This is a genomic window from Aedoeadaptatus ivorii (assembly GCF_900638585.1).
In the GTDB taxonomy this organism is placed as follows: domain Bacteria; phylum Bacillota; class Clostridia; order Tissierellales; family Peptoniphilaceae; genus Aedoeadaptatus; species Aedoeadaptatus ivorii.
Genome location: NZ_LR134523.1, coordinates 1,152,501 through 1,164,414, shown reverse-complemented (window position 1 = coordinate 1,164,414; position 11,914 = coordinate 1,152,501). Strand labels below are relative to the sequence as shown.

The following is an 11,914-nucleotide window of genomic DNA, read 5'->3' as shown; positions in this document are numbered from 1 at the left end:
CACTACTTTTTTTATGAAAATTTCATTCTTCAAGCGCCATATGATAACTCTTTCTTCACGATAAAGCGTCCGGCGGGGCGCTTTTTTTCGTGGATGAAAACTTCATACAAAAAACGGGCACCTGATGATGCCCGTTTCTTATTAGCGACGTTCGAGGTGATTTAATCGAATCCACGTTTCGTTTTTGCCGTCGGATTTTCTCGTGTAATCGTGGCCATTGGTGGCTTCCGTAATGGGATAGAAGGCCCAGTGGTTTTCGTTTACATCCGTAAAGTTTACGATGGCTTGTCGATTGGCTTGTACCCAGTCCTTATCGGCGTAACGATTCAAAACCCGATTGGTCAGGGTCGCCACTTCCGAGCGCTTAATATTTTGTGCGGGACGGAAGGTGTTGTCTTCGTAGCCTGCGATCCACCCCTTGCCGTAAGCGGCGGCGATGGCGTCGTGAGCCCAGTAATCATTCGCCACGTCGGTAAAGGCGATAGGCGCCGGGCTAAGTTTGTCGAATCGGGTGGCGATGGCCGCAAATTCCGCCCGGGTGATTTCTCCTTGGGGACGGAAGCTGCCGTCTTCGTAGCCCTTTAATATGCCCGCCGCTTCTGCCTTGGCGATGTAGTCGTAATACCAGGCGCTGGGAGCCACGTCCTTAAAGGACACGGCGGAAGCATCCGGTGCTTTTTCCATGAGGCGAACGAACATAGCCGCCACTTCCGCCCGAGTCATGGATTTGTCGGGACGGAAGGTGCTGTCCGGATAGCCGAAGAGATAGGCAAAGTGATCCCTGGTGTTCAGCTTGACTTCAGGCATAATCATGGATCCGCCTTTGTAATGAGTTCCCGGCGTCGGAGGCGTCACCGGTTTGTCCGGATTTATCGGCTTATCCGGCGTCGGAGGTGTGGGCGGCGTCGGTTTATCGATTAACAAGTTGTCGCCCACCATTTTTGTGATGGCTTTTTTGCTTGCATCTTTCTCTTCGATAAAACCGTAAGCTTCCTTTTGATCTTTCATCTTCCTTCCGTAGGAAAGGAATTTCAGATCCATGGGCGTATCTTTAGCATAAAGTTTATAGCCCGCTACTTCGATGGGTATCGCTCCGTTCACAGTGGCGTCCACGTATTTATCTCCGTCTTTATCGAGGACGCGGTAGAGAGGGGTGGAAGCGTCCTTGTAGCGAAGGCCTTGGGTTTCGTCCGCTCCATTGACGAGCGTGACGGTGTTCACTTCGTTGTCCTTAAAGATGTCCACGTGGTAACGTCCGCCTTCGACTAAGTTCGATGAATCTTTTCCCGCATTGGCCATGCCTTTTCCGAGAATAAAAGTCGCATCATCCTTCACGAGTTTCACGACGGGCGCAGATTTGAAGTGGGATTTTATTTCCGGCTTCTTCTCCGTTCCGTCGACGAGGACCAAACCTTTGGCGTGAATGGCCACGGCATCGGAAGAGGCACCTGCATAGTCCTTTCCCTTCGTCGTTTTATCCATCATGTTTTTCATGTAGTCGTAGTCGTTTTGGAAGGCGTGGTTCCCCGCTTCTACGACGCCGCCGGTGACGGTAACGTCAGTAGCATCGTAAATACCGCTCCCTGCAGGTGCTCCGTCAACCAGTTTTCGGCAGGCACCGCCGGAAATATGAGCATCATCTGCGACTACAATCTTATCCGAACCGACAATGCCGTGGCCGGCTTTCGTGCCGCTGTTGCCGCCGTAAACCTTGGCGGAACCGGAGATATTAACGACGTCATTTTGTATGCCACTATTGTCAATGCCGTGACCCGCCTCGAGCTTGCCGAAAAAGAAATATTTCCTAATGTTATCTTCATTGACATCCCCTACAGAGGAGCCCCCGGTGACGAGGCTATCGCCTTTGATTTCGACCTTAGGCACGTTTTTAATTCCGCTGCCCGCCGTGCCGCGTCCCGAACAAACACTTTGTGGCGTACATTGATCCTTTGTCGAATTGGAATCGCCGCCATGGACAAAGCCGTCAACGACGACCAGTTCCTTGACATCCTCTACGCCGTAGCCGGAGGATAGATTGTATGCTCGATATTTTAAATCATCTTCTAATTCTCCCTTTTTATAGGTGAAGAGGCCGTCACCTTGAACGATGGCGCCATTACTAATGGTGACCTTATTGGCACCGACGATGCCGGAGCCCGTGCGATACTCGTTTTTAAGCGCGTCGTCTTCAATCAAAAGATTATTAATGGTACCGCCCTTGACGTTGGCACCTTCAGTGACGGTGACATTGCCTGTGGTCTTTACACCGGCAGCACCTCGCTTAGGCCCATTGGCCTCGGCGTAACCATCTGAATTGAGCACGTTGGGAAAACCCGGCCCTATGACGGAGACCTTATCACCGGAAAGAAGAACGTCGCCTTCAGAAAGAATCATGGCATCTAAGTTTCCGAAGGTCGCGTATCCGCCCTCGACGACAGTATCGACATTTGTCGATGTCACATTTAATTTTCCCTTATCCATTTCGATGACGGCACGAGGAGCGAGGGCCTCTTGGCCGTTTTTCGGGTTCCCCAAGGCGCCTGTCACGGTGCCGCCGTGGATGTTCACCTGGGCATTTCCCTTGGCGAGAATGGTGGGACCGTGAAAGTAACTTTGATAGAAGCCCGCCAAATGGCTTTGTCCGCTTTTTTCGATTCCCTTGCCAAGATCCAGCTTACCGCCGTCCTTCACTTCCACGACGCCGACATAATAGTCGCTTCCCGGTTCAATACTAGGATTTGGCGTGGTGCCTGCACCGGGGCGAATGCCGTTCATGGCAGTAGGTGTGCCGCCGGCGACGATATTTAGATTCGTCCCTCGAATGGCTCCTCCCGGGTAGCGACCGTCACCGCCTTTGATGAGAATTTTCGTATAGTCTCCCGGTTTCGCCTGGCGAATGTCTATATTTACATTATCGGCAAGGATGGCAAAGGCTCCTTCGCCCTCCTTACTGTTTCCGGCTTTGATCTCAAAGCCTCGGTTGTTCGTGTCGGTCATCATAAAGTTCTTGGCGATAATGGCTTCGCTGGCCTTGGTGTCGTCGTCGCCGCCGACGATTCTATTGACATCAGCCATATTCTTTCTGTTGACATAAAGATAGCCAAAGTCCGTCACACCACTTGCTTTGACCTTTTCTATTATCTCTTTGTAATCTGTGGGTACATTCTTTTTTCCCTTAATTTCCTTCACCTCTACGGTGCCGGCGGGAAGGTTGACGGCGGCCATGTCCTTTGCGGCGATAATTCCGGAAAGATTGGTGACTGTCAGATTCCCTTTACCATGAATGGGGGCCACGCCTTCATTTCCGTAAATCTTCACGGCAGACAAAGTCAATGTCTTGCCTTCGGCAACATCAAGGCTGAGATTTTTTAATATCGCCGTCTCCCACACCTGGATGTTTGTTTTGATTGGTTTAAACATGGTTGGTTCGGTCACGTACTCCAACTCTGCCTTAATGGTCAGATTCTTTTTAATGGCAATTTCCACACCCTGAAAATCTTTCGGTTGTTTTAAGTCTTTCAGGATGATCTCGTCTCCATCTGCCGCATCTGTGACGGCCTGTTTAAATTCATCGACGGTGCTTACCTTATGGCTTGTCGCAAATGCCGCACGCGGCGCCATGACAAATAATGACAGGCAGATCACCGCAAGTAATCTCCACTTTCTCATTTTTACCTCCTTATCCTTCACTTCCTTTGATAGCTCCATTATAGTCAATAAATTTGCTTATTACTATGATTCCCATGATTTCTTTTCTACAACAAAAAACGGACACCCTCCATGTCCGTTTGTCCACGCTATTTCTTATTCCACCATCTCGTATTTGCTGTTGCCTAAAAAATCCACGCTGCGTTGGATTTTTCCTTCTTCTGCCAATTGGTCCAGGGCGCTGATAAGGCCTTCTCTGGTAAAGGAGAGGCCGCGCTTTTCCAGCTCCGGCAGCACGGCGAGGATGTCGTTGGCCGTGGAGATGGGGAAGAGTTCCGCCGCCGCTTTCAGGAGTTGGTCTTGGGAGGCGGTCTTGACCTTTTTCAGCTCGTCGAAGGGATTTTCCGTGTGGGGGGAGGTGGTTCTCGCCATGCGGATGCGGGCGAAGGTGGTGCGGCCCAGGTGCGAGGAGGAAATAAAGACGTCGCCGGTTTGCAAGTAGGGCAGGCGGCGGGATTCCTCCACGCTAATGTCCGTTTCCCCCTGTGGTGTAGCTATGCCACTTACATTTTTCAATAGTGGTGTATCTACACTTATTGGTGTAGGTTCAGCATCGGTTTTATCAAGAGCTATAGGAAAGGGCGACAAAAAAACAGTTGATAAAATTATGGGGAATTTAATCTTTTGGGTTATTCTATTCTCATCAATTATTACAATAGGCGGAATTTTACTTGCACCACATTTTTTAGATATGGTTGGAGCAAGTGGAGAAATTAAAGAATATGGTATCAGATATTTACGAGTAATTTTTATTGGTTCTTTATTTGTAAACTTTACTCAATCAGCAAACATGGTTATGCGTGGAGAAGGATTAATGAAAAAAGCCATGATGATAATGGGACTTGGAGCTTTACTGAATATCATTCTTGATCCCATTCTAATGAAATTAATGGGAAAATACGCAATAGAAGGGGCTGCACTTGCAACTATTACAACACAATTTGTTCAAGCGATAATAACACTCCATTACTTCAAATATAAAAGTAAAGCAGTAAAAATAAATAAAATCAAACCTGATCAGGAAATAAAAAAAGAAATGTTTGGCGTAGGGTCATCTGCTATGATGATGCAAATTTTATTTATGATTCAACAAACAATGCTATATAAAATGTCATTTAAATATGGCGGAGATACAAATGCTATCTTGATGGCAGCAACACTTAGAATATATGCCTTTTCATTCATTCCACTTTGGGGAATGAGTCAAGGTTTACAACCTGTAGTTGGTACAAATTTTGGAGCGAAAAAATCCGACAGAGTAAAAGAAGCTATGAAAGTATTTTCTATCGGAGGATTAGTTCTTGCATCAATATTTTGGATACCAGCATTAGCATTTTCAAAGAATATACTTTCTTTATTTGGAGTAGAAGAAAGTATTATAACTCAGGGAATAGGGAACTTTAGACTATTTTATTCTATCTTTATCCTATATGGAGTAATGGTAATGACTATAACATTCTTCCAATCAATAGGAAACGCTAAAAAAGCTGGCATAATAGTCATGCTAAGGCAGTTATTTTTATTCGTACCTGCTATGATTATTTTACCAATGATATTTGGAGTTAAAGCAGTATGGTTTGCAGAACCACTTGTAGATTTAATTATGATAATAGTTGGTGTAGTAATGATGTTTGGGGAATTAAATAGGATGGATAAAATTAGTTTGAAAAATTCAAGTAATGAATAATAAGTGGGTTTATTTAAAAGAATGGAGGGAAATATGCAAATAAATATAATTAAAGTAAATTTACCTTTTTTCTTTGGTTTACGCTGTTTATAAGCTAGATAACTCAGTTAAAAAATTAAATATAATTCTTATCAGAAAGAGTTTCATTCATTTTAGAGGACTAACCATGCCCAAGAGCAGGAGTCCTCTTTTTTTGTTCCTTGAACTTACAAGCATACATGAAGACTGAAAAACAGAAAACCTTATAGTAAAAGAATACTCATCTGATATTGGTAGATAAAAATCAATATTTTACATACATTTTAACACTTTTAAAAAGGGATGTGCAAAATCACAAAATTTCATTCTAAAAATAAAGCATTAAATTGTATCCAAATAGAGAAAGTTTGAGACCCTCCTTAAAGAACAGAATCATTACATAAAAATCAAATATTATATTTGACCTATTGGTATTCGTACAGGAATACTGATAGATCTTTTTCATCTAAATTTTTTAATTATTTAATTTTTACTCAAAAACACTTCCTTTGTCCTAAGGAATATAGAGGAAAGAAAATTAGGTTAAAAATAGGCTTGATTTCTTTGCCTGTGATATAGGAGGTGGAGTATGAGAGTAGAGAAGTTTGAAGGTGAAAAAGAAGTTGTAAAGACTGAATATACTGAAAGTGATTTAAAGGCAGAGCTTAACTTTTATCTATCGGATAAATTTATCCAGGATCTCTTTCTTTTAGATGAAATTAGCCTTGAAGAATATAGGAAAATTAGAAGAGAAAACATTAAAAGATTCAGACCTATTCTTTCAGAATTATTGCTATAAGACTTGATATATACTCATTTGTACGGGAATATAGCATTAGCAGAAAGGAGGTTGAATGGATGAAAAAGATAACAAAAATAGAAGCAAATCAAAAAGAAGAATCTACATTAAGAGTTGCTGCCTATGCAAGAGTATCGACTGATGAGGAAGCTCAGCTTGTGAGTCTTAAAACGCAAAAGGCACACTACGAAAAGATGATTGCAGAGGACAATTCATATACTTTTGCAGGTTTATACTTTGATGAAGGCATCACTGGAACCAAGAAAGAATGCAGGGATGGACTTCTAAAAATGCTAAAAGACTGTGAAGACGGAAAAATAGACTTTATCCTAACTAAATCCATCTCAAGGCTTGCAAGAAACACGACAGATTGTTTGGAAATCGTAAGAAGACTCCTTGATTTAAACATTGGTATCTATTTTGAAAAAGAAAACATTGATACAAGAACCATGGAAAGCGAGTTGATGTTATCCATACTTTCATCCCTTGCAGAAAGTGAGTCCAGGTCTATATCAGAAAATAACAAATGGTCCATAAAGAAAAGATTTCAAAATGGAACGTTTATTATTTCAAGCCCACCTTATGGCTATGAGAATATAGACGGAAAGATGGTAGTGAATGAAGAAGAAGGAAAAATCATAAAAGAAATATTTGAACAGTATCTTGCAGGTAAGGGAACACATAAAATAGCAGAGAACCTAAATAAAAGAAAGATTAAAGGACAAAAAGGAGCAAGCTGGCACGGGTCGACTATAAATGGAATCTTAAAAAATGAAAAATATATAGGCGACGTCATCTACCAAAAGACCTATACAGACGATACTTACAAGAGGCATAAAAATAAGGGAGAAGAAGACCAGTATAAAATAATAGATAACCATGAAGCCATTGTAAGTCGAGAGGACTTTGAAAAAGTACAAGACCTAATAAAGATAAGGGCTATAGCAAAAGGAAATGGAGAAAACACTAAAAGATACCAAAATAGATATAGCCTATCGGGGAAAATCAAGTGTGGAGAGTGTGGTTCAACCTTTAAAAGAAGACACCACTATAATGGCAAAAATAAATATATAGCTTGGACTTGCAGTGAACACCTTAAAAATATTAATAAGTGTTCTATGAAGTTTATAAAAGACAAGGACATAAAACTGGCATTTGTGACTTTAGTAAACAAGCTAATCTTTGGAAAAGATAATATCCTTACACCGCTTTTAGAATCCTTAAAGAGAGTGGACAGCAAGGAAGAAGTAGAGAAGATAAATAAAATAGAAGAAAGCTTAGAAAAACTAAAGGAAAGAAAAGAGGTTCTAAATAAACTAATAACTTCGGGAGTTTTAGATGCAAGTATTTACGCAAAAGAAAGCAGTGAAATTTCAAGTGAAGAAAGTTATCTACTCAGGGAAAAGGAAAGAAGTAAAAAAGCCATCCTTGGAAATGATGAAGAAATAAGAGAACTTGAAAAGCTAATAGGAATCTTAGGAAAAAGTGAACTGACAGATCGCTTTGAAGGTGACTTGTTTGAAGAAATTATAGACCACATTCAGGTTGTTAATAGAGAGACTCTTGATTTTCATTTAAAGTGTGGACTTGTATTAAGAGAGGAAGTGAAAGAAGATGTCTAGGTTATGCTATGGCTATACCATAAGAGATGGAAGATTAGAAGTTCAAGAAACAGAAGCGGAGAATATAAGAAAAATCTTTAAAAACTATCTTGCTGGCAATGCTCTTATAAAGTCAGCAGACCTTGCAGGCTTGAAGAAAAACAGCTCCAGTGTCAAAAGAATGTTGACTAATGAAAAATATTTAGGAAACGAAATCTATCCCAAGATAATAGATAGAGAAAGTTTTGAAAAGGCAGGTCAAATGTTAAAGGAAAGGGCAGTGGCCATGGGACGAGTTTGGGAAAAGGAAGAAGAGATTATTAAAGTTCCTTGCAAGTTTAGATATAAGAAGGAAGAGAATTTGCCCATAGATCCCTTTGAACGAGCAAGCCACAAGTACAATTTAATCGAGGTGATAGATGATGAATAGCAAGGTCATAGTAATACCAGCGAAGAAGAAAAAAGGAAATTCCATCAAGGAATCAGAAAAGAAGAAACTAAGAGTAGCTGCCTATGCAAGGGTATCAACAGATAGTGATGAACAGGCAACTTCTTATGACACTCAAGTAGAACATTACACAAACTATATTAAGAAAAATCCAGAATGGGAATTTGCGGGAGTTTTTTCTGATGAAGGAATCAGTGGAACCTATACCAAGAAAAGAGCTGGCTTTAATAAAATGATTGAAGAAGCCATGGAAGGAAACATAGACTACATCATCACAAAGTCCATATCGAGGTTTGCTAGAAATACACTAGACTGCTTAAAGTATATTAGAAAACTAAAAGAGAATAACATCCCAGTTTACTTTGAAAAAGAAAACATCAACACTATGGATGCCAAGGGAGAAGTCCTCCTTACCATTATGGCATCTCTTGCCCAACAGGAGAGTCAGTCCTTATCACAAAATGTGAAGCTAGGCTTTCAATATAGATTTCAACAAGGTCAAGTCCAGGTAAATCATAATAGGTTTTTAGGCTATACAAAAGACGAAGAGGGAAAACTTGTCATCGTTCCTGAAGAAGCAAAAATTATAAAAAGAATCTACAGAGAATATTTAGAAGGAGCAAGCCTACGAGATATAAAGGAAGGGCTTGAGAAAGACAAGATAGTAAATGGGGCAGGGAATAAGAAGTGGCATATATCAAACCTCAATCAAATATTAACTAATGAGAAATACATGGGGGATGCCCTCTTACAAAAGACTTATACTGTAGATTTCCTAAATAAGAAAAGGGTAAAGAATGATGGAATTGCACCTCAATATTATGTAGAAAATAGTCACGAAGCCATCATACCAAAAGAAATCTTCATGCGAGTCCAAGAAGAAATGGATAGACGAGCTAATATGGTGAGCGGCAAAGGAAAGAGAAGAATTTATTCCAGCAAATACGCTCTTTCAAGTATTGTCTACTGCTCTAAATGTGGGGATATTTACAGGAGAATAGCATGGAATAATAGAGGAAAGAAATATACTGTTTGGAGATGTTGTACAAGAGTAACCCATGGACCAGATGCCTGCCATGCAAGAACCATAAAAGAGACTGATCTACAAGAGGCGGTTGTGGAAGCCATCAATCAGCTTATTTCTGAAAGTAGTGAATTAAAAGAAATAATAAAAGAGAATATAGAAAAAGCCATCACAGGTGATGGAAGTAGTGGAATAGAAGAGATAGACAAAGAAATGCTGGCGGTTCAAGAAGAACTTTTAAGAGTTGCTAATGCCAAGAAAGACTACACAGACCTTGCAAATAGGGTGGAAGAGCTAAGGAATGAGAAAGAAAAGATACTTCTAGATTTAGCGGAGGAGAAGAATGAACAAAGTAGACTAAAGGAATTAGAAGGATTTTTAGACAATCAAGAATTAGAAATAGAAAGATACGATGAAGATTTAGTAAGGAAACTAGTAGATAAGATAGTAGTATATGAAAAGAAGCTTAAAGTGATATTCAAATCAGGATTGGAATTCGAGATTAGCAAATAGACAGCTCTAGATATAGGGCTGTTTTTGCTTTATATAATACATGACATATGACCTACTACAAGATTGGATTGAAAGTTCAGTTTATGGTTTTGTTTGAATAAATTTCGTTTTATATTTTAAACATATGATGATACCCTAGTAAGGAAGATTATCCAGAATGTTAGTGTTTATGATGACCACTTTGTAATATGCTTTAAATCTGGAATTGAAATGGAAGTATGATTTAATACTAATATAAACCGTCAATTAAGAGTTAGGTTCTCTTGATTGGCGGTTTTTGCATTGACTTTTACATGATTTATACATGTGATATTATCAAAAATGTTGTTTATAAGGTTATTGATAAGGAGTTGACCACATGAGTGATGTAATAAGCTGTTAGATGAAGCTATTAAAGAAACCGAAAACTTGTACGAAGGAGAAGTCTTTATTTTTAAGGATTTGTTTAAAGGATATGTATGGAACAGGATACCGAGAAAGGACTGTACAAATGTCTTAGTAGATGTTTTTGAGATATTTTAAATAATATAAAAAAACACCTGAATAAATTCTCATATAACTATTGACACAAGAGAAAAACAATAATATAATAAATATACAACGTATGAATGATTGTCCAAGTATTCAGATGAAATGATTTAAAAGGAGGTCATAATATGACTAAAAAATTTAATTCAATTGAAAGATGTGACTGCAATGTAATTCATGAGGATATTGTAAATCAAGTTAGAGATAAAATGCCTCAAGAAGAAAGCCTTTATGATCTAGCAGAATTATTTAAAGTATTTGGAGATTCAACACGAATCAGGATATTATGGGCTTTACATGAAGCTGAAATGTGTGTTTGTGATATCGCTGTATTACTTAACATGACACAATCAGCAATTTCCCATCAGCTGAGAGTTTTAAAACAAGCTAATTTAGTGAAAAACAGAAAAGAAGGCAAAGTAGTATATTATTCATTAGTTGATGATCATGTAAGAGAAATATTTGACCAAGGTCTAATTCATATCAACGAGAAGTAGTAATGCGGTAGAATAGAATATTTTTTGAAGATATTTGGGAATATATTTAAGTCTTCATTTCAAATGAGCAATGCTTCAAGAAAATTTGAAAAAGACTTGTAGTATTCAAAATAAAATTACAAATAATATTTATGAGGATTTAATAATGAAAAAGAAATTTATACTTGAAGGTTTAGATTGTGCAAATTGCGCGGCAAAAATGGAAAAGGCTATTAATGAGCTTGATGGAGTGAAAGAAGCTACTGTTAACTTTATGACCACAAAACTCGTTATTGATGGTGAGGATGAAAAAATGCCAACAATAATAGCAGAGGCCGAAAAAATAGTTAAAAAAATCGAACCCGATACAACTATGAAAAAGGCTTAAAGGAGGCTATTTAGTATGACAAAACGACTATGGCGAATAATTATTGGTGCAGCCGTGTTAGCTACAGCAGTATTGCTTAGTTTAAATAACGAATAATATTTAGGAGGATTTAATAATGAAAAAGAAATTTATACTTGAAGGTTTAGATTGTGCAAATTGCGCGGCAAAAATGGAAAAGGCTATTAATGAGCTTGATGGAGTGAAAGAAGCTACTGTTAACTTTATGACCACAAAACTCGTTATTGATGGTGAGGATGAAAAAATGCCAACAATAATAGCAGAGGCCGAAAAAATAGTTAAAAAAATCGAACCCGATACAACTATGAAAAAGGCTTAAAGGAGGCTATTTAGTATGACAAAACGACTATGGCGAATAATTATTGGTGCAGCCGTGTTAGCTACAGCAGTATTGCTTAGTTTAAATAACGAATGGTTACAGATTGCTCTCTTTATAATAAGTTACATTATTGTAGGTGGAGATGTTGTAAAAAGAGCTGTAAAAAATATTTTTAAAGGTCAAGTTTTCGATGAAAGTTTTTTAATGAGTATTGCAACAATTGGTGCATTTTTTATTGGTGAGTATCCTGAAGGTGTTGCAGTTATGCTGTTTTATCAAGTTGGAGAACTGTTTCAAAGCTATGCAGTTGGCAAGTCGAGAAAGTCAATTGCAAGCCTTATGGATATTCGACCAGATTATGCAAATGTTAAAAAAGGTGATGAACTT

General features: G+C 39.1%; 11 protein-coding genes and 1 pseudogene (1 of these 12 running past the window's edge). 10 read left to right on the top strand and 2 right to left on the bottom strand.

What is annotated here, in order from left to right; all coding sequences use genetic code 11:
* Window positions 1-141 precede the first annotated feature (141 nt).
* Together EL294_RS05815 and EL294_RS05810 are read right to left on the bottom strand one after the other, a co-directional pair.
* Entirely contained in the window at window positions 142-3,669 is a 3,528-nt protein-coding gene (locus EL294_RS05815; protein WP_164715242.1) for an S-layer homology domain-containing protein, read from the bottom strand.
* A 135-nt stretch (window positions 3,670-3,804) separates the two neighbouring features.
* The gene (locus tag EL294_RS05810) at window positions 3,805-4,173 is read right to left on the bottom strand and encodes a hypothetical protein (protein WP_126465728.1); all 369 of its coding nucleotides are present in this window, start codon (window positions 4,171-4,173) and stop codon (window positions 3,805-3,807) included.
* Window positions 4,174-4,180: 7 nt separating this feature from the next.
* On the opposite strand from EL294_RS05810, the pseudogene EL294_RS05805 reads away from it, so the two are divergent.
* From EL294_RS05805 to EL294_RS05760, 10 genes and pseudogenes are all read left to right on the top strand, one after another.
* Window positions 4,181-5,395: pseudogene (locus EL294_RS05805) on the top strand (MATE family efflux transporter); the annotation flags it as partial.
* A gap of 607 nt (window positions 5,396-6,002) precedes the next feature.
* The gene (locus EL294_RS05800) at window positions 6,003-6,212 is read left to right on the top strand and encodes an SHOCT domain-containing protein (protein WP_126465727.1); all 210 of its coding nucleotides are present in this window, start codon (window positions 6,003-6,005) and stop codon (window positions 6,210-6,212) included.
* A gap of 59 nt (window positions 6,213-6,271) precedes the next feature.
* On the top strand, window positions 6,272-7,834 hold the full coding sequence (locus tag EL294_RS05795) for a recombinase family protein (protein ID WP_126465726.1): 1,563 nt from the start codon (window positions 6,272-6,274) through the stop codon (window positions 7,832-7,834).
* On the top strand, window positions 7,827-8,243 hold the full coding sequence (locus tag EL294_RS05790) for a recombinase family protein (protein WP_126465725.1): 417 nt from the start codon (window positions 7,827-7,829) through the stop codon (window positions 8,241-8,243). Before EL294_RS05795 ends, EL294_RS05790 begins: the two co-directional genes overlap by 8 nt.
* Complete coding sequence (locus tag EL294_RS05785; protein ID WP_126466323.1) at window positions 8,236-9,798, top strand: recombinase family protein; 1,563 nt, start codon at window positions 8,236-8,238, stop codon at window positions 9,796-9,798. Before EL294_RS05790 ends, EL294_RS05785 begins: the two co-directional genes overlap by 8 nt.
* Window positions 9,799-10,173: 375 nt before the next feature.
* Window positions 10,174-10,320: a DUF1413 domain-containing protein gene (locus EL294_RS05775; RefSeq protein ID WP_094754402.1), complete on the top strand. Its 147-nt coding sequence runs from the start codon at window positions 10,174-10,176 to the stop codon at window positions 10,318-10,320.
* 134 nt (window positions 10,321-10,454) lie between these two features.
* Window positions 10,455-10,823: an ArsR/SmtB family transcription factor gene (locus EL294_RS05770; RefSeq protein ID WP_003145044.1), complete on the top strand. Its 369-nt coding sequence runs from the start codon at window positions 10,455-10,457 to the stop codon at window positions 10,821-10,823.
* Between the two features lie 145 nt (window positions 10,824-10,968).
* On the top strand, window positions 10,969-11,190 hold the full coding sequence (locus tag EL294_RS05765) for a cation transporter (RefSeq protein WP_003145146.1): 222 nt from the start codon (window positions 10,969-10,971) through the stop codon (window positions 11,188-11,190).
* 115 nt (window positions 11,191-11,305) lie between these two features.
* Window positions 11,306-11,527 (top strand): cation transporter, encoded by a 222-nt coding sequence (locus EL294_RS08060; RefSeq protein WP_003145146.1) that lies wholly within the window; start codon window positions 11,306-11,308, stop codon window positions 11,525-11,527.
* 15 nt (window positions 11,528-11,542) lie between these two features.
* Window positions 11,543-11,914 carry the start of a heavy metal translocating P-type ATPase gene (locus EL294_RS05760; RefSeq protein ID WP_232006463.1) on the top strand. 1,473 nt of this gene lie beyond the right edge of the window, so 372 of the gene's 1,845 nt are visible here — the first part of the coding sequence; it begins with the start codon at window positions 11,543-11,545; the stop codon falls past the right edge of the window.